The 18,685-nt window shown below is 41.7% G+C and carries 30 protein-coding genes; 28 read left to right on the top strand and 2 right to left on the bottom strand.

The features are described 5' to 3' along the window. Window positions 1-27: 27 nt before the first annotated feature. The 26 genes from HNQ41_RS15625 (at window position 28) to HNQ41_RS15500 (ending at window position 15,753) form a co-directional block, all read left to right on the top strand. Entirely contained in the window at window positions 28-213 is a 186-nt protein-coding gene (locus tag HNQ41_RS15625) for a type Z 30S ribosomal protein S14 (RefSeq protein WP_184665374.1), read from the top strand. Between the two features lie 28 nt (window positions 214-241). Then, window positions 242-640, top strand: coding sequence for a 30S ribosomal protein S8 (gene rpsH / locus HNQ41_RS15620; RefSeq protein WP_184665373.1), 399 nt, complete (start codon window positions 242-244; stop codon window positions 638-640). A 30-nt stretch (window positions 641-670) separates the two neighbouring features. Further along, window positions 671-1,207, top strand: coding sequence for a 50S ribosomal protein L6 (gene rplF / locus HNQ41_RS15615; protein ID WP_184665372.1), 537 nt, complete (start codon window positions 671-673; stop codon window positions 1,205-1,207). Between the two features lie 35 nt (window positions 1,208-1,242). Next, entirely contained in the window at window positions 1,243-1,605 is a 363-nt protein-coding gene (gene rplR, locus HNQ41_RS15610) for a 50S ribosomal protein L18 (protein WP_184665371.1), read from the top strand. Between the two features lie 21 nt (window positions 1,606-1,626). Further along, a complete protein-coding gene (gene rpsE, locus HNQ41_RS15605; RefSeq protein ID WP_184665419.1) occupies window positions 1,627-2,127 on the top strand; it encodes a 30S ribosomal protein S5 in 501 nt (166 codons plus the stop codon). 13 nt (window positions 2,128-2,140) lie between these two features. After that, on the top strand, window positions 2,141-2,329 hold the full coding sequence (gene rpmD / locus HNQ41_RS15600) for a 50S ribosomal protein L30 (RefSeq protein WP_184665370.1): 189 nt from the start codon (window positions 2,141-2,143) through the stop codon (window positions 2,327-2,329). 28 nt (window positions 2,330-2,357) lie between these two features. Then, complete coding sequence (gene rplO / locus HNQ41_RS15595) at window positions 2,358-2,798, top strand: 50S ribosomal protein L15 (RefSeq protein WP_184665369.1); 441 nt, start codon at window positions 2,358-2,360, stop codon at window positions 2,796-2,798. After that, window positions 2,798-4,090 (top strand): preprotein translocase subunit SecY, encoded by a 1,293-nt coding sequence (gene secY, locus HNQ41_RS15590; RefSeq protein WP_184665368.1) that lies wholly within the window; start codon window positions 2,798-2,800, stop codon window positions 4,088-4,090. The genes rplO and secY overlap by 1 nt, the downstream gene beginning before the upstream one ends. Window positions 4,091-4,159: 69 nt before the next feature. Then, a complete protein-coding gene (locus tag HNQ41_RS15585) occupies window positions 4,160-4,810 on the top strand; it encodes an adenylate kinase (protein ID WP_184665367.1) in 651 nt (216 codons plus the stop codon). Then, window positions 4,810-5,556, top strand: coding sequence for a type I methionyl aminopeptidase (map, locus tag HNQ41_RS15580; RefSeq protein WP_184665366.1), 747 nt, complete (start codon window positions 4,810-4,812; stop codon window positions 5,554-5,556). The genes HNQ41_RS15585 and map overlap by 1 nt, the downstream gene beginning before the upstream one ends. 16 nt (window positions 5,557-5,572) lie before the next feature. Beyond that, entirely contained in the window at window positions 5,573-5,875 is a 303-nt protein-coding gene (locus HNQ41_RS15575; protein WP_184665365.1) for a KOW domain-containing RNA-binding protein, read from the top strand. Window positions 5,876-5,879: 4 nt separating this feature from the next. Continuing rightward, window positions 5,880-6,098: a translation initiation factor IF-1 gene (gene infA / locus HNQ41_RS15570; RefSeq protein WP_042360798.1), complete on the top strand. Its 219-nt coding sequence runs from the start codon at window positions 5,880-5,882 to the stop codon at window positions 6,096-6,098. A gap of 54 nt (window positions 6,099-6,152) precedes the next feature. After that, a complete protein-coding gene (gene rpmJ / locus HNQ41_RS15565) occupies window positions 6,153-6,266 on the top strand; it encodes a 50S ribosomal protein L36 (RefSeq protein ID WP_184665364.1) in 114 nt (37 codons plus the stop codon). A gap of 20 nt (window positions 6,267-6,286) precedes the next feature. Then, entirely contained in the window at window positions 6,287-6,652 is a 366-nt protein-coding gene (gene rpsM / locus HNQ41_RS15560; protein ID WP_184665363.1) for a 30S ribosomal protein S13, read from the top strand. 18 nt (window positions 6,653-6,670) lie between these two features. Further along, complete coding sequence (gene rpsK, locus HNQ41_RS15555) at window positions 6,671-7,069, top strand: 30S ribosomal protein S11 (protein ID WP_184665362.1); 399 nt, start codon at window positions 6,671-6,673, stop codon at window positions 7,067-7,069. 194 nt (window positions 7,070-7,263) lie between these two features. After that, window positions 7,264-8,208: a DNA-directed RNA polymerase subunit alpha gene (locus HNQ41_RS15550; protein WP_184665361.1), complete on the top strand. Its 945-nt coding sequence runs from the start codon at window positions 7,264-7,266 to the stop codon at window positions 8,206-8,208. Window positions 8,209-8,285: 77 nt separating this feature from the next. Beyond that, window positions 8,286-8,648, top strand: a complete 363-nt coding sequence (rplQ, locus tag HNQ41_RS15545) for a 50S ribosomal protein L17 (RefSeq protein ID WP_184665360.1) — start codon at window positions 8,286-8,288, stop codon at window positions 8,646-8,648. A gap of 160 nt (window positions 8,649-8,808) precedes the next feature. After that, window positions 8,809-9,651 (top strand): energy-coupling factor transporter ATPase, encoded by an 843-nt coding sequence (locus tag HNQ41_RS15540; protein WP_184665359.1) that lies wholly within the window; start codon window positions 8,809-8,811, stop codon window positions 9,649-9,651. Continuing rightward, the gene (locus HNQ41_RS15535) at window positions 9,627-10,502 is read left to right on the top strand and encodes an energy-coupling factor transporter ATPase (RefSeq protein WP_184665358.1); all 876 of its coding nucleotides are present in this window, start codon (window positions 9,627-9,629) and stop codon (window positions 10,500-10,502) included. Before HNQ41_RS15540 ends, HNQ41_RS15535 begins: the two co-directional genes overlap by 25 nt. Beyond that, window positions 10,495-11,298, top strand: coding sequence for an energy-coupling factor transporter transmembrane component T family protein (locus HNQ41_RS15530; protein ID WP_184665357.1), 804 nt, complete (start codon window positions 10,495-10,497; stop codon window positions 11,296-11,298). The genes HNQ41_RS15535 and HNQ41_RS15530 overlap by 8 nt, the downstream gene beginning before the upstream one ends. A gap of 19 nt (window positions 11,299-11,317) precedes the next feature. After that, a complete protein-coding gene (truA, locus tag HNQ41_RS15525; protein ID WP_184665356.1) occupies window positions 11,318-12,058 on the top strand; it encodes a tRNA pseudouridine(38-40) synthase TruA in 741 nt (246 codons plus the stop codon). Window positions 12,059-12,260: 202 nt separating this feature from the next. Continuing rightward, window positions 12,261-12,698: a 50S ribosomal protein L13 gene (gene rplM, locus HNQ41_RS15520; protein ID WP_184665355.1), complete on the top strand. Its 438-nt coding sequence runs from the start codon at window positions 12,261-12,263 to the stop codon at window positions 12,696-12,698. Between the two features lie 21 nt (window positions 12,699-12,719). Then, complete coding sequence (rpsI, locus tag HNQ41_RS15515; protein WP_184665354.1) at window positions 12,720-13,112, top strand: 30S ribosomal protein S9; 393 nt, start codon at window positions 12,720-12,722, stop codon at window positions 13,110-13,112. Window positions 13,113-13,378: 266 nt separating this feature from the next. Then, the gene (locus tag HNQ41_RS15510) at window positions 13,379-13,822 is read left to right on the top strand and encodes a DUF2521 family protein (protein WP_246421748.1); all 444 of its coding nucleotides are present in this window, start codon (window positions 13,379-13,381) and stop codon (window positions 13,820-13,822) included. Between the two features lie 65 nt (window positions 13,823-13,887). After that, window positions 13,888-14,601, top strand: coding sequence for an N-acetylmuramoyl-L-alanine amidase CwlD (gene cwlD / locus HNQ41_RS15505; RefSeq protein WP_184665352.1), 714 nt, complete (start codon window positions 13,888-13,890; stop codon window positions 14,599-14,601). 99 nt (window positions 14,602-14,700) lie between these two features. After that, window positions 14,701-15,753, top strand: coding sequence for a P-loop NTPase (locus HNQ41_RS15500; RefSeq protein WP_184665351.1), 1,053 nt, complete (start codon window positions 14,701-14,703; stop codon window positions 15,751-15,753). A gap of 60 nt (window positions 15,754-15,813) precedes the next feature. Here the strand turns inward: HNQ41_RS15500 and gerD are convergent, their stop codons facing one another. Next, window positions 15,814-16,407 (bottom strand): spore germination lipoprotein GerD, encoded by a 594-nt coding sequence (gene gerD, locus HNQ41_RS15495; protein WP_343043380.1) that lies wholly within the window; start codon window positions 16,405-16,407, stop codon window positions 15,814-15,816. A 255-nt stretch (window positions 16,408-16,662) separates the two neighbouring features. Here gerD and HNQ41_RS15490 point away from each other — a divergent pair, with 255 nt between their 5' ends. Then, window positions 16,663-17,259 carry a KinB-signaling pathway activation protein gene (locus HNQ41_RS15490; RefSeq protein WP_184665350.1) on the top strand — a complete coding sequence of 199 codons (597 nt, stop codon included), beginning with the start codon at window positions 16,663-16,665 and terminating at the stop codon, window positions 17,257-17,259. A gap of 40 nt (window positions 17,260-17,299) precedes the next feature. Here the strand turns inward: HNQ41_RS15490 and pdaB are convergent, their stop codons facing one another. Then, window positions 17,300-18,061, bottom strand: a complete 762-nt coding sequence (pdaB, locus tag HNQ41_RS15485) for a polysaccharide deacetylase family sporulation protein PdaB (RefSeq protein WP_184665349.1) — start codon at window positions 18,059-18,061, stop codon at window positions 17,300-17,302. A gap of 141 nt (window positions 18,062-18,202) precedes the next feature. Here pdaB and HNQ41_RS15480 point away from each other — a divergent pair, with 141 nt between their 5' ends. Then, complete coding sequence (locus HNQ41_RS15480; RefSeq protein WP_184665348.1) at window positions 18,203-18,439, top strand: hypothetical protein; 237 nt, start codon at window positions 18,203-18,205, stop codon at window positions 18,437-18,439. Window positions 18,440-18,685: the final 246 nt, after the last annotated feature.

Here is an 18,685-nt window from a genome sequence, read left to right as displayed (position 1 = left end):
ATAGCCAAATAGGGAGGAGTGAACACTTTGGCAAAAAAGGCAATGATCGCTAAGGCCAAGAAGCCGAAAAAGTTCCAAGTGCAGGAATATACACGTTGCGAACGTTGTGGACGCCCGCACTCCGTCATTCGTAAGTTCAAACTATGCCGAATTTGTTTCCGTGAACTCGCGTATAAAGGGCAAATTCCAGGTGTTAAAAAAGCAAGTTGGTAATTCCGATTTGGGAAGGAGGTAAAAACCTATGGTCATGACAGATCCAATTGCAGATATGCTAACGCGTATTCGTAACGCGAATACAGTACGCCATGATAGCTTGGAGCTACCAGCTTCTAAGCTCAAGAAAGAAGTAGCTGATATCTTGAAGCGTGAAGGTTTTATTCGCGATTACGAAATGATCGAAGACAACAAGCAAGGTATCTTACGTATTTTCCTTAAATACGGTTCAAATAACGAACGTGTTATCACAGGTTTAAAACGAATCAGTAAGCCAGGTCTTCGCGTTTATGCAAAAGCTTCAGAAGTACCACGTGTACTTGGTGGTTTAGGTATTGCGGTGGTTTCATCATCTACTGGTGTTATCACAGACAAAGAAGCTCGTCAAAAACAAGTTGGCGGCGAAGTACTAGCATATATCTGGTAAGTCTCAACGGCAGAATGGAGGTGCAAGAATATGTCACGAATTGGTGTTAAGCCGATCGAAGTTCCATCGAACGTAGAAATTGCGTTTGACGGCAACAGCGTAACAGTAAAAGGTCCTAAAGGTGAACTAAGCAGAACGCTTCACCCAGACATGATTATTAAGCAAGAAGAGAACGTGATTACGATCGAACGCCCATCTGATCATAAAGAACATCGTGCGCTTCACGGTACGACGCGCAGTGTTTTAAATAACATGATTCAAGGTGTTACAAACGGCTTCGAACGTAAGCTCGAACTCGTAGGTGTAGGTTACCGTGCGCAAAAGACTGGTAACAAATTAGTATTGAACGTTGGATACTCTCACCCAGTAGAATTTGAAACAGAAGGCGATCTTGAAGTAGAAGTACCAAGTAACACATCGATTGTTATTCGTGGAATTGATAAAGAACGTGTAGGTGCGTTTGCTTCTAATGTTCGTTCCGTACGTACGCCAGAGCCTTATAAAGGTAAAGGTATTCGTTACGAAGGCGAATATGTCCGCCAAAAAGAAGGTAAGACTGGGAAGTAATCGGTAAACAAACGGAATGAAAGGAGAGACGTTCGATGATTACGAAGACGAACAAAAATGCGGTTCGCAAAAAGCGCCATAGTCATGTTCGCAAAACGGTATCAGGTACTGCTGAACGTCCCCGTTTAAATGTTTTCCGTTCTAATAAGCAAATTAATGCACAACTAATCGATGACGTTGCAGGCGTCACGGTTGCAAGTGCTTCTAGCTTAGATAAAGAACTTAAACTTGATAACGGTGGCAATAAAGAAGCAGCTCGCCAAGTCGGCGAACTACTAGCGAAACGCGCAAAAGAAAATGGCTACACGTCAGTCGTTTTTGACCGCGGTGGTTACCTTTACCACGGTCGTGTTCAAGTGCTTGCTGATGCAGCACGTGAAAATGGCCTTGAATTTTAATGAAGCAATAAAGGAGGGAAACTGATGCAAATCGACCCAAATCAACTTGAACTTGAAGAAAGAGTAGTGGCGATCAACCGTGTAGCGAAGGTTGTTAAAGGTGGACGTCGCTTCCGCTTTGCTGCACTTGTCGTTGTTGGAGATAAAAACGGTCACGTAGGATTCGGTATGGGTAAAGCCCTAGAAGTTCCTGAAGCGATCCGTAAAGGTATTGAAGATGCGAAGAAAAACTTAGTTGAAGTACCTATGCGTGGTACGACAATTCCTCACCAAATCGTCGGACGATACGGTGCAGGTAATGTTCTTCTTAAACCAGCATCTGAAGGTACAGGAGTTATTGCCGGTGGACCTGTCCGTGCGGTGTTAGAGCTCGGAGGCGTCGGCGACATTCTCTCGAAATCACACGGTTCTAACAACCCTGTAAACATGGTTCGTGCGACAATCCAAGGGTTGACTGAACTTAAAAAACCTGAACAAGTCGCAAAACTTCGCGGTAAATCCGTTGAAGAGCTGTTAGGATAAGGAGGGACGAGACATGGCAAAGAAACTTGAAATCACCCTCACTCGTAGTTTGATTGGCCGCCCAGGAGACCAGCGTCAGACAGTTGAAGCACTTGGTCTTCGTAAAGTGAACCACAGCGTTGTGCAAGAGGATAACTCAGCGATTCGTGGCATGGTTAACAAAGTGAGCCATCTAGTAAAAGTAAACGAAATTGACGCATAAAACACTATATAGTTGAGGAGGTGCCAAGATGAAACTTCATGAACTTAAGCCTAACGAAGGTTCACGAAAAGTTCGTAGACGCGTTGGACGTGGCTATGCTTCGGGCGCGGGTAACACATCCGGTCGTGGTGACCATGGTCAAAACGCTCGTTCTGGCGGCGGAGTTCGCCCAGGTTTTGAAGGTGGACAAATGCCGATCATTCGTCGTCTACCTAAACGTGGGTTTACGAATCCGAACCGCAAAGAATTTGCGATCGTGAATTTAGATGCTTTAAATCGCTTCGAGGATGGCACTGAAGTTACACCAGAACTTCTTGTAGAATCCGGAGTCGTAAAGAGCGAAAAGGATGGAGTTAAGATCCTAGGTAACGGCAAGCTTGAACGCAAGCTTACTGTTAAGGCAGGAAAGTTCTCCGCTTCAGCAAAAGAAGCGATCGAAGCTGCCGGCGGAAGCACTGAGGTGGTCTAATGTTTCGGTCCATCGCAAACGTTTTTCGTGTGGGTGATTTGCGTAACAAAATCCTTTTCACCCTAACGATGCTTATCGTTTTCCGGATTGGAGCTCATATACCTGCCCCTGGCGTCAATGCGGAAATGTTGACGTTCGAGGACCAAATGAATGCATTTGGCTTTATCAACGCGTTCGGTGGTGGAGCATTAGAGAACTTTTCAATTTTTGCAACAGGCATTATGCCTTACATCACTGCGTCGATCATTGTCCAATTGCTCAGAATGGATGTTGTCCCAAAGTTTGCTGAGTGGGGAAGACAAGGTGAAGCAGGTCGCCGAAAATTAGCTCAATTCACCCGTTATTTTACGGTTGTCATTGCTTTTTTTCAGGCATTAGGTATGTCGATTGGCTTTAACAATTTAATGCCAGGTTTGGTTCCGAACCCTACCGTCGTCACATACTTGTTGATTGCACTTGTTTTAACTGCAGGGACCACATTCTTAATGTGGTTAGGGGAGCAAATCACTGCAAAAGGTGTCGGTAACGGGATTTCGATTATGATTTTTGGTGGTATTGCTGCAGGTATTCCTGGTGGCGTTGGCCAATTGTATGAACAACAAATTGCTGGAGCAGGTGAGCAACTCTTTGTTGGTGTTGTCACGATTCTCCTTTTACTCGTCGCTTTATTGGCGATCGTTGTTGGTGTAATCTTCGTTCAACAAGCGTTACGTAAGGTTCCTGTACAGTACGCGAAGCGCCTTGTTGCAGGGAAACCACAAGGAGGTCAATCGACACACCTACCATTGAAAGTAAACGCTGCAGGGGTTATCCCCGTTATTTTCGCAATGTCATTGTTTATTTTCCCACCGACGATTGCAGGTTTTGTAGGTGATGAGAACGCGATTGCGGCATGGGTTTCGACAAACTTTGACTACACGCAACCGTTTGGATTGCTCGTTTATGCCTTACTCATTATTGGGTTTACCTATTTCTATACATTTGTTCAAGTCAATCCTGAACAAATGGCAGAAAATTTGAAGAAGCAAGGTGGCTACATTCCTGGTATTCGTCCCGGTCACACGACGCAAGTTTACATCACCCGGATCCTGTACCGTTTAACATTTGTCGGAGCTCTTTTCTTAGCAGCTGTCTCCGTCATACCAGTCTTTTTCACAGAACTTGCAGGGTTACCACCGCAAGTACAAATCGGAGGAACTGGTTTGTTAATCGTTGTTGGTGTAGCTTTGGATACGATGAAACAGGTCGAAAGCCAGCTCATTCAACGTAGCTATAAAGGCTTCATTAAATAGAAAGGTAGGGGAATTCACCCTCCCTTACCTTATTCGTTGTGAATAGGATCGCACGATGGAGGGATATCGATGAACTTGATTTTAATGGGACTTCCGGGCGCAGGAAAAGGTACCCAAGCCGAAAAAATTGTCGATGAATATCAAGTCCCACATATATCAACTGGGGATATGTTTCGACAAGCGATAAAAGAAGAAACAGAACTTGGAAAACAAGCGAAATCGTATATGGATGAAGGGGCTCTCGTTCCTGATGAAGTCACCATCGGTATCGTTCGTGAACGTCTTGAAAAGCCAGATTGTAAAAAAGGCTTTTTGCTAGATGGTTTTCCACGTACCGTTGCTCAAGCTGAGGCCTTAGAAAATCTCCTACAAGATTTAGGACGTAAGCTTGATCACGTTTTATATATTGACGTCGCTTACGACGATCTTTTCAAACGATTGACAGGACGTTGGATTTCTCCAACGAGTGGGGCAACTTATCACGAAATTTACAATCCTCCGGAAACACCGGGTGTTTGTGATAAAGATGGTAGTGAGCTCATTCAGAGAGATGATGATAAACCTGAAACCGTCGAAAAACGTCTTAAAGTGAACTTAGAACAAACGCAACCCCTTGTTGACTTTTACAAGGATAAAGGATACCTTCGTTCCATTGATGGAAATCAAGACATTCATGATGTCTTTGCTTCCATTACGCAATGGTTGAAAGGAACCGAGTAATGATTGTAAAAAAAACGCCAAGAGAATTGGAAATTATGCGTGTAGCTGGACAAATTGTTGGGCGAACTCATCAGGAGCTTAAAAAACACATCAAACCAGGTGTAACGACAAAAGATCTAGATGAAATTGCTGATCAATTTATTCGAGCACATGATGCGATTCCATCTTTTAAAGGCTACCATGGATTTACTGGCAGTATCTGCGCTTCAGTAAATGAAGAATTGGTACACGGGATTCCAGGGGGGCGAGTGCTTCAAGAAGGTGACATCATCAGTATCGATATTGGTGCAAAGTATGGTGGTTATCATGGGGACTCTGCATGGACATATGCAGTTGGTGAGATCTCAGAAGAAGATGAACGACTATTAAGTGTGACTGAATCAGCATTATACGCAGGTTTAAATGAAGCAAAACCAGGCGAACGCTTGTCTAACATTTCAAATGCTGTACAATTATATGTTGAAGAACATGGTCTATCAGTCGTTCGTGAGTATGTCGGTCATGGTATCGGGCAAAACTTGCACGAAGAGCCACAAGTACCGAATTTTGGTCCACCAGATAAAGGGCCCCGACTCAAACCAGGTCTCGTGATCGCGGTAGAACCAATGGTGAATGCAGGATCACGTCACGTGAAGACACTGTCTGATAATTGGACTGTCGTTACGTCAGATGGGAAAAACTGCGCTCACTTTGAACACACGATTGCTATTAACGACACAGGATATGAAATTTTGACGAAAGCCTAAGTTAAGGTGGTTCTCTATGAAGAATCCTGATTCGGTTCCGCAAGTTGGAGAACTTGTGCGAATTTCGCAAGGAAGAGATATAGGGCAATTTGCGTGCGTGATCGAAGTCGTCAATGATCGCTTTGTTCTTATTGCCGATGGTGATAAACGCAAAGTAGATCGTGCGAAGAAGAAAAATGTTCAGCACGTCGAAAGACTATATGATATTTCCTCAGAAGTGAAGAATAGCATAGTCGAGACGGGTCGTGTTACCAATGCGAAATTACGATTTGCTATTTCATCGTATATTCATAAAAGTTTACTGAAGGAAGGAGAGTAAATTCATGGCGAAAGATGATGTAATTGAAGTGGAAGGAACGGTGATTGAGCCGCTTCCAAATGCTATGTTCCGTGTTGAATTGGAAAATGGTCATAAAATATTAGCTCACGTGTCTGGTAAAATCCGTATGCACTTTATTCGAATTCTACCAGGCGATAAAGTTACGGTAGAATTATCTCCGTATGACTTATCTCGTGGTCGTATCACTTACCGATATAAATAGTAAAAAAAATGAAAACCTATTAAGGTCACTCCGTGCAATAAGGAGGTAAAAATCATGAAGGTTAGACCATCAGTCAAACCCATTTGTGAAAAATGCAAAATCATTCGCCGTAAAGGTACGGTAATGGTTATCTGCTCAAATCCAAAGCACAAACAAAAACAAGGTTAATTGAAGGAGGTGCATGATCGATGGCACGTATTGCAGGCGTCGATATTCCTCGTGAGAAACGAGTAGTGATTTCACTAACTTACGTTTATGGAATCGGAAATTCCAGAGCGAAAGAAATCCTCGATAAAGCAAATGTATCTGAAAACACACGTGTTCGTGATCTTACTGATGACGAGTTAGCACGAATCCGTGAAGTTATTGACACTTACAAAGTAGAAGGTGACCTTCGTCGCGAACTTTCTTTAGATGTTAAGCGTCTTATTGAAATCGGTGCATACCGAGGTATTCGCCACCGTCGTGGTTTACCACTACGAGGTCAAAAAACGAAGAACAACGCACGTACACGTAAAGGTCCACGTCGTACAGTAGCGAACAAGAAAAAGTAAAGGAGGTAATTGCACATTATGGCTAAAGCAAGAACAAAAACGACACGTACAAAACGTCGCCAACGTAAAAATGTTGAATCTGGGATCGCTCACATTCGTTCTACTTTCAACAACACGATTGTTACGATCACAGATCAACAAGGAAATGCACTTTCTTGGGCAAGTGCTGGCGCTTTAGGGTTTAAAGGTTCACGTAAATCTACCCCTTTCGCAGCACAAACAGCAGCAGAAACAGCTGCAAAAGCTGCGCAAGAACACGGCATGAAGGCTGTAGAAGTGTCTGTAAAAGGCCCAGGAGCAGGGCGCGAAGCTGCGATCCGTTCCTTGCAAGCGACTGGCTTGGAAGTTAGCATGATTCGTGACGTCACTCCTGTTCCTCATAACGGTTGCCGTCCACCAAAACGTCGTCGCGTCTAATCGTGCAGCAACGTGTATGAGTTGCTTATCCGTTGTCAATAATGTTTGAGAATTCGTTAACGAGACAACAAGATCAGCTCCTTACGAACGATGGACATAAAAGATATGATACGGTCGGGATGTGCCTAAAGAGGGATTCCGGTTCGACGTCAATGTGAACCGGGGTTTCGACGTTTTGAAGGAGGGTTTGTTGAATGATTGAAATCGAAAAGCCGAATATAGAAACGGTTGAACTGAGCGACGATGCAACTTACGGGAAGTTTGTCGTCGAGCCTTTGGAAAGAGGCTATGGAACGACGCTCGGTAACTCCTTGCGCCGAATTCTATTGTCCTCCTTACCTGGTGCTGCTGTAACAAGTGTGCAATTCGATGGTGTCTTGCATGAATTCTCAACGATCGAAGGTGTCGTTGAAGACGTAACAACCATCATTTTGAACTTAAAGAATTTAGCATTAAAAGTCTACTCTGATGAAGAGAAGACGTTGGAGCTTGAAGCTCAAGGTGAAGGGGTTGTTACGGCTGCGGACCTTACGCATGACAGTGATGTAGAAGTCTTGAACCCTGACCTTCATATCGCAACACTATCAAAAGGCGCACAGTTCAATATGAAATTAACAGCCAGTCGTGGGCGTGGCTATGTACCAGCAGATGGAAACAAGTCAGAGGATATGGCGATTGGCGTCATCCCTATTGACTCCATTTACACGCCGGTATCTCGCGTGAACTATCAAGTCGAAAACACACGTGTTGGGCAAATCACGAACTTTGATAAGCTAACACTAGATGTTTGGACTGATGGTAGTATTCGCCCTGAGGAAGCTGTTTCTCTTGGTGGTAAGATTTTAAACGAGCATTTAAACATCTTCGTTGGACTGACAGATCAAGCACAAAATGCTGAAATTATGGTTGAGAAAGAAGAAGACCAAAAAGAAAAAGTGCTTGAGATGACAATTGAAGAGTTAGATCTCTCTGTTCGTTCTTACAACTGCTTAAAACGAGCGGGAATTAATACCGTACAAGAGCTCACACAAAAATCGGAAGAGGATATGATGAAAGTTCGTAACCTCGGCCGTAAGTCATTAGAAGAAGTTCAAGAAAAACTAGGCGAACTAGGCCTCGGATTACGCAACGAGGAGTAGTCTCGTCTTTAACGATCCACTGATTCCTGATGCAAAGGGAGATCGGGACGACTGTTTGATGAAGGAGGGAATCACAAATGGCATACGCAAAACTCGGACGCAATAGTGCAGCTCGTAAAGCATTATTTCGTGACTTAGCAACGGATCTAATTATTAACGAGCGCATCGAAACGACAGAATCAAAAGCTAAAGAACTTCGTTCCGTCGTAGAAAAAATGATTACGCTCGGAAAGCGTGGCGACTTACACGCTCGCCGTCAAGCAGCAGCTTTCGTACGTAAAGAAGTTGCGAACGAAGAGAGTGGTCAAGATGCAGTGCAAAAGTTGTTTGACGACATTGCACCACGTTATGAGGACCGTCAAGGCGGTTACACACGTGTGAACAAACTAGGCCCTCGTCGTGGTGACGGCGCTGAAATGGCCATCATTGAACTCGTGTAACAACTAGGATTGATTTCAGCAAAGGGCGAGACACAGAATCTGATTTTCAGGTTCTGATCTGTGCCCTTTTTTTGTTGTTGCTAGCTTCGCTTTTCGTTCAAAAAGCGATCGACTTTGGCCCGTTCATGTTGACCAATCTAAACTCTAAGGGAGTAGAAAAATGGTTTCCTTACTAGCAGTGAATAATGTTTCTTTTCGGTACCAACCAGAAATGCCTCTTGTTATAAAAGGCATCAATTTAACGATTAATGAAGGAGAATGGCTTGCGGTCGTCGGCCATAATGGAAGTGGAAAATCAACATTAGCAAAAATGTTAAATGGTTTACTACAACCAGAAGAAGGTTCAGTCGTTGTTGATGGATTATTTACAAATCACGAAAAAGACCTCTCCCTTATTAGAAAAAAAGTTGGAATGGTGTTTCAAAACCCCGAAAATCAAATGGTTGCAACGACGGTAAAAGATGATGTGGCCTTTGGCTTAGAAAACATCGCAGTACCATCTGAAGAAATGAAAGATCGAATTGAAAACAGCTTAAAAAAGGTAGGTATGAGTGGTTACGAAAACGCTGAACCACATCATCTTTCTGGTGGGCAAAAACAACGCGTCGCTATTGCAGGGGTCTTAGCAATGAAACCTTCTATTATCGTTCTCGATGAAGCGACTTCTATGCTTGACCCTGAAGGAAAGACTCATTTACGGGAAGTGATGAAGCAATTACAAGTTAATGAAGGAATTAGTGTTGTTTCTATTACCCATGATTTAGAGGAAATGAGGCAAGCAGATCGGGTCGTTGTGATGAAGGAAGGCGCTATGATTGCAGAAGGAACATCTAAGGATGTTTTACAGCAAAAAGACTTGCTAGAACAGGCTGGTCTTATGTTGCCCTTGCCTGCTCGAGTTGGTGATCGTCTAAAGAAAGAAAAGGGATGGCCATTACCGAAGTCAGTGACCAATGAGGAAGAGTTGGTGGAAGCACTATGGACATTAAAGCAGAAAAATTAACCCACATTTATATGAGTGGTTCTCCCTTTGAATCAAAAGCATTGCATGAAGTTGATTTATCAATTGCTTCAGGTGAATATGTTTCGATTATAGGTCATACTGGATCAGGGAAGTCGACGCTTGTCCAGCATTTTAATGGTTTAGTTAAACCGACATCTGGAAGTGTTCAAGTCGGAAACTGGACATTAAAGCATGATACAAAACAAAAAGTGATCCACCCAATGCGGCGAAAAGTTGGGATGGTATTTCAATTCCCTGAACATCAACTATTTGATGAAACAGTTGAAAGTGATGTGGCATTTGGTCCTATTAATCATGGTGTTCCAAAAGATGAGGCATTAAAACGGGCAAGGCGAGCGATCGAACAAGTCGGGTTGCCACAAGAAGTGTGCAGTCGATCACCATTTGACCTAAGTGGGGGGCAAATGAGACGTGCTGCAATCGCAGGGGTGCTAGTGATGAATCCAGAGGTTCTCATTCTTGACGAGCCAACAGCTGGCATTGATCCACAAGGACAAAAAGAATTAATGGATATGATCGAAGCTTGGCGACAAGATTATGAGGCAACAGTTATCTTAGTCACTCATGATATGGAGCTTGCTGCAAAACATTCAGATCGCTTAATTATCATGAGCGAAGGACAAGTTGCAAAATCAGGGAGTCCTCCGACAGTATTTGCTGATGAGCAAAAGCTTCAAAGCTTAGGCTTACAATTACCTGAATCTCTTAGGTTATGGAAAGCGGTACAAGAACACTTTGGAAAAGAAGGCGATTCTCTTCCTTTTGGAGAAACGGCCTTAGTTGAACATATTGATGGTATGTTAAAAGGGAGTACACTAGGAGATGTTTAAAAATATAATAATTGGTCAATATATTCCTGGTACATCCATGATCCATGGGATGGACCCTAGAGCGAAATTAATCGTTGTATTTGTCTTTATCATTAACCTATTTATAGCCAATCAATTTGTTAGCTTCTCCCTTTTAACTCTATATGTTCTCGGCGCATTCTTTCTTTCAAAGGTGCCCATCCGTTTTTTTCTGAAAGGACTTCGTCTGATTGCCATTATTATTGTGGTGACCTTCCTGCTTCATTTGTTTATGACGCGAGAAGGAGAACCATTATTTTCTGTAGGGTTCTTGACGGTCTATGAAGGTGGTGTAAAACAAGGAGCGATGATCTCGCTTCGGTTGTTTTTGTTGGTCGTCATGACATCAATGCTTACATTAACGACAACACCTATCGCTTTAACGGACGGGTTAGAGTCGTTATTTAACCCATTAAAAAAATTTGGTGTCCCTGTCTATGAGTTTGCATTGATGATGTCGATCTCGCTTCGTTTTATACCAACGTTACTCATGGAAACAGAAAAGATTATGAAGGCACAAATGGCGCGTGGAGCGAATTTCTTACATGGTTCGCTCGTTAAGCGCGTGAAAGCTTTTGTCCCTGTTCTCGTTCCGTTATTTATACAAGCGTTTAAAAGAGCAGATGAACTAGCAACAGCGATGGAGTCAAGGGGATATCAAGGTGGCGCTGAAAGAACTCGATTTCGTCAACAAAATTGGAGAGGGCTCGATACATTCGTTTTGCTGACGGTCGTGGCTTTAATGTTCATCGTGCTTGCATTGAGATGGCTATCATGAAAGAAAGAAGGGATGACAAATGCCACGAGTGAAATGTACATTGTCTTATGACGGTACTCATTTTTCAGGTTACCAAGTACAACCTTCGTCACGAACAGTGCAATATGAATTTGAACGGGCCCTAGCAAAGCTGCATAAAGGACAACACATACAAACCCGAAGTTCAGGACGTACTGATGCTGGTGTTCATGCTGTGGCGCAAATTTCACACTTTGATACACCGATTGATATTCCGCGTGATAAGTGGCCTATTGCGTTAAATGGAATATTGCCAGAGGATATTGCTGTGAAAGATGTAGAGCCGGTGGCTGACGATTTTGACGCACGATACGATGCTGTTACAAAAGAGTATCGTTATCGTGTTTATACAGGAAAACACCCTGATGTTTTCCGCAGGAACTATACTTATCACCTACCTGGCTTATTGGATGAAGAAGCGATGAAACAAGCTGCTTCTCTCCTATTAGGTGAGCATGATTTTACAGCTTTTTGCTCACCGAAAACGAACGTAAAGGATAAAGTGCGTACACTTTACGAGATTGATATATATAAACAAGGTGATGAGTGGCATTTTCGTTATGTAGGTAGTGGCTTTCTATATCAAATGGTAAGAATATTAACAGGTACAATTTTAGAGGTTGGGAAACAAAAAAGGTCCCCTGAAAATATGACAGAATTATTGAAAGATAAAAAACGTCATCTTGCAGGCCCGACTGTTTCAGGGCAGGGCCTCTATTTATGGGAAGTCAATTATAGCTAGGATTAAGTTGGTCGTCGGTGAGCAGCGCCTTCCGCTTTTCGATAGACAACGATTCCTGGTGTAACATATGATTGACACAGCTTAAAATTTATATTATTATGATTTATGGTATTCTTGACCCACTAGCCCCGGGAATATAGAATATATAATCAGTAGTGATCGATATTGTTTTTGTTATTGAACGTATATAGGAGGGAAACGCATGCGTACGACATATATGGCAAACGCCAATGAAGTAGAACGTAAATGGTATGTGGTAGACGCAGCTGGCCAAACGCTTGGTCGTCTATCCAGTGAAGTTGCTGCTATCCTTCGCGGTAAGCATAAACCAACTTACACACCGCACGTTGATACAGGTGACCACGTGATCATCATCAATGCGGATAAAATTGAACTAACAGGGAAGAAAATGTCCGATAAAATGTACTATCGTCACAGTGGACATCCTGGTGGTTTGAAGGCAACATCTGCGCAAGATATGCGCGATCGCAAGCCTGAGAAAATGCTCGAAATCGGTATTAAAGGAATGCTTCCAAAGAACAGCCTTGGACGTAAACAAGGCATGAAGCTTCACGTTTATGCTGGTAACGAACATCCACACCAAGCACAACAGCCGGAAACGTACGAACTACGCGGTTAATAAAAAAGGAGGTTTCTTACATTGGCACAAGTTCAATACTACGGTACAGGCCGTCGTAAAAATGCGGTTGCACGTGTTCGCCTTGTCCCTGGTGACGGCAGCATCGTAATTAACAATCGCGACATTGACGAATATTTCGACCTTGATACGCTTAAATTGATTGTAAAACAACCACTCGTTGAAACAAGCACAGATGGAACATATGATGTGCGCGTAAACGTAGATGGTGGAGGATATACTGGTCAAGCTGGTGCAATTCGCCACGGCGTTGCACGTGCATTATTGCAAGCAGACCCAGAATACCGTCCAACTCTTAAGAGTGCAGGCTACCTTACACGTGACGCACGTGAAAAAGAACGTAAGAAATACGGTCTTAAAGGCGCTCGCCGTGCACCTCAGTTCTCGAAGCGTTAATTCTTCGAATACCAAAAGTCTCTTTTCCATTCACTTGGGAAAGGGGCTTTTTTATTGCCCAATTGCCCATACAAGATAGAAGAGTGCTTTGCTGTTTTTTGTTTATAACTGTTACATATAATTATGCTTTCTCAATCGTCGGATGATAAACATCATTTAATATTGGAAAGTTTATCGTACTCATCCATGGAATCATTTGCGTCGGATGATTGTCTGTTTGCTTCAAATAATAAGGTTTGAAAGCAAGGGGGGAATAAACAGTGAGTATGAACATGAATGTAATTACTACATTTGGCGAACGACAGCGACAAAAACAGTGGAAGTTTGAACGCAACATTTTAAGAAATTTATCTGTACAGTCGCTACGAAAAGATGTTCAACAGCAATTTTTACGATTTCTTCCCTTAGATCAAATCGGACAGATGTACGTTGAGGATTATTGTTTGGATATTGGCGTCGACAGTTATCTGTTAGGTGCTTCATTTAGCCGTTTCGGTTATTATGGCGATACAGCAGAGAAAACGATGGACCGGTGCCGAGAACAAATTGAAGAGTACATCGACCAAGTCAAACACCATCTTTACGCATGGACGTACGGTATGGAAGTAGATGAAGAAGAGTTTGTCGAAGCGGGAAAGGCTTTCGTACGAAGATGGTGGATGAAAGGATTTGAAGAAGGGGAAAAACAACATCGATTGAAAATGCATTAAAAAGAACATATTTCCTTTCCTGTCCCAATATATTTAAAACGAATGGGACAGGGAGGGAGACAAGTATGAACCGTTGGATCAAACGGATGTTATTTATTTTAGGGTTTATTGCATTGGTTTACGTTGTACAATACCCACTGACAACACAAGACTCAGGAAGTATGCAAATGCCATTATCAGGTCAGGTTATTGTTGTTGACCCAGGTCATGGGGGCATCGACGGTGGTGCCACTTCGAAATCCGGCACATTAGAAAAGGATGTGGCTCTAGATATTGCTTTTAAGCTCCGCGATTATTTGCAAGAGTCAGGAGCTCTTGTTTTAATGACAAGAGAAGGCGACTATGATTTAGCAGATAAGGAAACACAACGTGTTCGCACACGTAAATTGGAAGACTTAAGGGAGCGTTTGAAGCTGGTTAATGAGTCAAATGCAGATATGTTTATTAGTCTCCATTTAAATGCAATTCCATCCCCAAAATGGAGTGGCGCACAAACTTTTTATAATCGAGCTATTGAAGGTAGTGATACGCTCGCAAAACATATTCAAGGAGAACTTCGCCGGAATTTGGAAAATACAAATCGGTTGGCTAAACCTGTGAATAATGTTTACTTAATGCAAGAGTCAAAAATTCCGGGTGCGCTTGTTGAGGTTGGTTTTCTGTCTAACCCCTCTGAAGCAGATCGGTTAAATACAAAGGAATATCAACAAAAATTAGCAGCTTCGATTTATGAAGGAATGCTTCGTTACGGGGCTGGCGATCCTTTACCAAGTGAATAGCATGATTGAATAAGTGGTGCTGTGATTTTTATCAACATGAATACACACCATCTATGTTATACTAGTCCCAAAATCGATTACATAGAAGGCGGTGTTTGTATGCTTACCGAAGAACAAGTTCTTCAGGCGCTTCGTTCAGTGAACGAGCCTCACGTAAATAAACCTCTCCTCGAACTTGATGCAGTTCGAGAAGTGAAAATAACAGATGATATGGTAAGTCTTAAAATTGCTCTTACCCAAACAGGAACAGCAGAACAAATGCAATTACAACAACAAGTTGTCAATGCCGTGAAAGAAGCGGGAGCAGAGTCGGTAGGCTTACGTTTTGAAGCTTTCAGTGAAGAGGAGCTAGAAAAGCTAGGCCTTCAACAAGAAGACGAACAAGACGACTCATTACTAAGCCCAAATTCTAAGACAAAATTTATCGCCGTTACAAGTGGTAAAGGTGGCGTTGGTAAGTCAACGGTTTCCGTAAACTTGGCAACTTCATTAGCACGTAAAGGGAAAAAAGTCGGCATTGTAGATGCGGATATTTATGGATTTAGTGTTCCAGATATGATGGGGATTGAAGAGCGTCCGAAAGTTGTTGGACAAAAGATTTACCCTGTCCATCGATTTGGTGTTCAAGTTATTTCTATGGGTTTCTTCGTTGAAGATAACTCACCAATCATTTGGCGTGGTCCAATGTTAGGTAAAATGCTGAATAACTTTTTCTCAGAGGTTATTTGGGACGACCTTGACTACCTAATCTTAGACTTACCACCAGGAACTGGAGATGTCGCTTTAGATGTTCATTCCATGCTTCCGCAGAGTAAAGAATTGATTGTAACGACACCACATGCGACTGCAGCATTTGTTGCAGCACGTGCTGGCGCTATGGCGATGAAAACAGAGCACGAAATTTTAGGTGTTATCGAAAATATGTCTTATTTTGAAAGTAAAGTAACAGGTGAAAAAGAGTATGTCTTTGGTCAAGGTGGCGGTGAGCGCCTTGCTAAGGAGTTACAATCTGAGGTTATGGCGCAAATCCCATTAGGTCAACCGGAAATCGACGAGGAGAATTTTGCCCCTTCTGTTTACGATGAGGATCATCCTATCGGTAAAATTTATATGGGATTAGCTGAAAAAGTGATCGAAAAAGAAGGTAAATAATAAACAAAAAAGATGGATGAAGGGATGATCCCTTTATCCATCTTTTTTAAATCATTGAATTTATTCTTCACCTTCATTGCCTTCTTCTTGGTTTTCGTTTTGTTGATTCATTTGTTCTTCAACAACATCATCCAAAATGTTTTTTAATTTCCCGACGAAAAGTGGGCTTTCCAACGCTTCGTTCATTACATTCATCACTTGTTGACGATATTCTTTGCTTTCCATTAACTCTAGGTAGGATTGTTCCATTTCAGGGTCCTTTAAAATTTCCATCATCATTTCCTGATATTCAGGATCATTCATTAAATGTTTAAGAACTTGTTCATTTTCTTCTTGCATACTCTCGGCAAAGGTTTGAGCAAACTCAGGGTCTTCCATCATAACCTGCCAAAATTCTTTCCCTTTTTCGGTTGTCAAAGTTTCTTGAATCGTGTCTTTAACAAATTCATCTTCAATAATAAGCGATTGTTGAACTTCTTCATCTTGCAAAATTTCTTGAATCGATTGTTTTCCTTCATCTGTTTGTAACATATCTACCATCATCTTCTTTGTGCTTTCATAATCGGGTTGGCTTTGTTCTTCGGCTGCTGCACACCCAGTCATTAACACAATAAATACAGCACTTGTTATGAGGAATTGACTGATTGTCTTCACGTTTCTTACTCCTTTCACCTTTTATGTAAATCAGGCATACTCTTTTTGGTTGTGAAGGAATTGCTTATTGGTGATGCGATTATCAGGCTTAAATATGATGTTTTATCATTAAATGATTCGCTCTTAGGTTGAATAACAGTAGCTTTTATTATACATCTGTACAAAATGAAAACAGATAAGTGTTCTTCCTAACACTTATGTTCGATATTTTGATACAATTTACAGTGCAAATAGTTTAGACTGGGGGAATATACCGTGAATTCTCGAAAGGTCGTTTACTTATTTATATCAACGATGTTGATCGGTTCAACAAGTGGGGCATTGATAGGTTTAATATTGGATTGGAATGCATACATGGAGGATTTATTTTCTGGAGAGTTTTTTGGTTTTATTCTCCTAGTGATTTGGCTTTTTGGAATTGGCGCTCTTTGGACTGCAATTAGTCAAATGGGTTTTTTCGCTTACTTAACGCTCAATCGTTTATGTTTAGGGATGTTTAAATCCCACAAGTTGTGGAACCGTGTACAAGTCGTCATTATTTTATTCGTTTTATTTGACTTAATGTATTTTCGGCATATGGCATTTGCAGAAGAAGGTGAATCACTTTTAGCATATTCTATCATGCCTTTATTCCTTCTGGTATATGGACTAGTCGTTGCATACTTAAAAAGCAAAGACACGCATATGGGAGCATTTATCCCAGCTTTATTCTTTATGGTTGTCATCACGACAATTGAATGGATACCAGCACTCAGAGAAAATGATCCAACCTTTTTATGGAGTGCTCTAGTCCCTTTGCTTATTGCAAATACGTGGCAACTTCTTATTCTACATCGTTTGCAAGAACAATAAAACAACAAGGGCTGTCCTTCAATGGACAGCCCTTGTTGTTTTATTCGATAACGCTATGTTCGCTTTCAGCACCAGCCAACAATTCGGAAACAGTTAGAAACTCATAATCATTTTTCTCTAGTTCTTCAATGATTGTAGGTAAAGCCTCTGCAGTTTGCGTCGCTGAGTCTGAAGCATGGAATAACACAATATCTCCAGGGGAAATTGGTTCGAGTACGTTATCTACGATCGTATCAACACCTGGTTCTTTCCAATCATGAGAGTCGACGCTCCAATGGATAATATGATAATTCTGCGATCGTGCAACAGATAAAACGCGTTCATCAAAACTACCATTTGGTGGACGTAAATAATTGGGTTCAGTATCAATTTCACTTACTAGATGGTCATGCGCAAGCTGGATGTCCCGCCTGATTTCACTGTCATCCCATTTTGTGTAGTGCTCGTGGTGAAATCCGTGACTTCCGATTTCGTGTCCGTCTTCAACAATCCTTTCGACGATATCGGGGTGCCTTTCTGCCCATGATCCAGAAAGGAAAAATGTAGCGTTGCTAATGTCATGATCTTTTAGAACATCTAAAATTGGAATAGCATGTTCCTCACCCCAACTGATATTGAAAGTTAAGGATACCTCCTGTTCGTCAATATCTGCTCGATATATTGCCGCATCATCGTCACTAGGAGAAAAAACAGCTATTTTTGCTTGATCAACATATATGATACCGGCTGTAAAAAATGCAGCTAAGGCAATGATGAGGTAACGTTTTATGTTCTTTGCTTTCCAAACCCATATGAAATTCACTCGCCTACCTCCCTTGTCCTGTTATTTGTACATGTATATGGAGAAGTTTGGACAACGATGAATAAAACTTTCGAAAAAAGAAAAGAATTTTAGAGTAGCTCGACACATTAATGTTGAATTAAATATAAAGGCGTGATAATTATGATGGGTGTTTTATTTCAAGATAAAGAATTAGAAGAAGTGAAGCATTTACTAAATCGTGAACTTGAAGAATTACTTCTTGATTTATCTGATTCACGCATAGATGGAATAGTAAAAAGGGCAATGGAAGAAAGGTATCAATTGATCTTTAAAATGTACAAACGCTTCGCAAGTCATGAAGAAGTGATGAAATATGTGCGAGGGCGTAAGAATGTCAAAATTGATAAACATCAATGAAACCTTTGACATTGATTCATTATGGTGGTATATTATCAATTGTCCGCAAAACAAATATGATTTTTGATTTTGATTTCAATCATTGAAAAATAATTGTTGACTTTTGCGGGAGGTTAGAGTAAGATTATAAAAGTCGCAACAACAGCGGCGCAAACACTGACCTTTGAAAACTAAACAAAAAGCTAAGCGACCAGCGGGATCTTATTTAAGATTCTGTCAATGAAACAATAAAGATGTCAGAGACAT

Origin of the sequence: Texcoconibacillus texcoconensis (genome assembly GCF_014202575.1) — a bacterium.
In the GTDB taxonomy this organism is placed as follows: domain Bacteria; phylum Bacillota; class Bacilli; order Bacillales; family Salisediminibacteriaceae; genus Texcoconibacillus; species Texcoconibacillus texcoconensis.
This window is presented reverse-complemented; position numbering and strand designations above follow the sequence as displayed.

Excerpts from the sequence above, each read along its gene's own strand:
- rpsH (WP_184665373.1), top strand. The coding sequence starts at position 242 with ATGGTCATGACAGATCCAATTGCAGATATGCTAACGCGTATTCGTAAC.
- rplF (WP_184665372.1), top strand. The coding sequence starts at position 671 with ATGTCACGAATTGGTGTTAAGCCGATCGAAGTTCCATCGAACGTAGAA.
- rplR (WP_184665371.1), top strand. The coding sequence starts at position 1,243 with ATGATTACGAAGACGAACAAAAATGCGGTTCGCAAAAAGCGCCATAGT.
- rpmD (WP_184665370.1), top strand. The coding sequence starts at position 2,141 with ATGGCAAAGAAACTTGAAATCACCCTCACTCGTAGTTTGATTGGCCGC.
- rplO (WP_184665369.1), top strand. The coding sequence starts at position 2,358 with ATGAAACTTCATGAACTTAAGCCTAACGAAGGTTCACGAAAAGTTCGT.
- secY (WP_184665368.1), top strand. The coding sequence starts at position 2,798 with ATGTTTCGGTCCATCGCAAACGTTTTTCGTGTGGGTGATTTGCGTAAC.
- HNQ41_RS15585 (WP_184665367.1), top strand. The coding sequence starts at position 4,160 with ATGAACTTGATTTTAATGGGACTTCCGGGCGCAGGAAAAGGTACCCAA.
- map (WP_184665366.1), top strand. The coding sequence starts at position 4,810 with ATGATTGTAAAAAAAACGCCAAGAGAATTGGAAATTATGCGTGTAGCT.
- HNQ41_RS15575 (WP_184665365.1), top strand. The coding sequence starts at position 5,573 with ATGAAGAATCCTGATTCGGTTCCGCAAGTTGGAGAACTTGTGCGAATT.
- infA (WP_042360798.1), top strand. The coding sequence starts at position 5,880 with ATGGCGAAAGATGATGTAATTGAAGTGGAAGGAACGGTGATTGAGCCG.
- rpmJ (WP_184665364.1), top strand. The coding sequence starts at position 6,153 with ATGAAGGTTAGACCATCAGTCAAACCCATTTGTGAAAAATGCAAAATC.
- rpsM (WP_184665363.1), top strand. The coding sequence starts at position 6,287 with ATGGCACGTATTGCAGGCGTCGATATTCCTCGTGAGAAACGAGTAGTG.
- rpsK (WP_184665362.1), top strand. The coding sequence starts at position 6,671 with ATGGCTAAAGCAAGAACAAAAACGACACGTACAAAACGTCGCCAACGT.
- HNQ41_RS15550 (WP_184665361.1), top strand. The coding sequence starts at position 7,264 with ATGATTGAAATCGAAAAGCCGAATATAGAAACGGTTGAACTGAGCGAC.
- rplQ (WP_184665360.1), top strand. The coding sequence starts at position 8,286 with ATGGCATACGCAAAACTCGGACGCAATAGTGCAGCTCGTAAAGCATTA.
- HNQ41_RS15540 (WP_184665359.1), top strand. The coding sequence starts at position 8,809 with ATGGTTTCCTTACTAGCAGTGAATAATGTTTCTTTTCGGTACCAACCA.
- HNQ41_RS15535 (WP_184665358.1), top strand. The coding sequence starts at position 9,627 with ATGGACATTAAAGCAGAAAAATTAACCCACATTTATATGAGTGGTTCT.
- HNQ41_RS15530 (WP_184665357.1), top strand. The coding sequence starts at position 10,495 with ATGTTTAAAAATATAATAATTGGTCAATATATTCCTGGTACATCCATG.
- truA (WP_184665356.1), top strand. The coding sequence starts at position 11,318 with ATGCCACGAGTGAAATGTACATTGTCTTATGACGGTACTCATTTTTCA.
- rplM (WP_184665355.1), top strand. The coding sequence starts at position 12,261 with ATGCGTACGACATATATGGCAAACGCCAATGAAGTAGAACGTAAATGG.
- HNQ41_RS15510 (WP_246421748.1), top strand. The coding sequence starts at position 13,379 with ATGAACATGAATGTAATTACTACATTTGGCGAACGACAGCGACAAAAA.
- cwlD (WP_184665352.1), top strand. The coding sequence starts at position 13,888 with ATGAACCGTTGGATCAAACGGATGTTATTTATTTTAGGGTTTATTGCA.
- HNQ41_RS15500 (WP_184665351.1), top strand. The coding sequence starts at position 14,701 with ATGCTTACCGAAGAACAAGTTCTTCAGGCGCTTCGTTCAGTGAACGAG.
- HNQ41_RS15480 (WP_184665348.1), top strand. The coding sequence starts at position 18,203 with ATGATGGGTGTTTTATTTCAAGATAAAGAATTAGAAGAAGTGAAGCAT.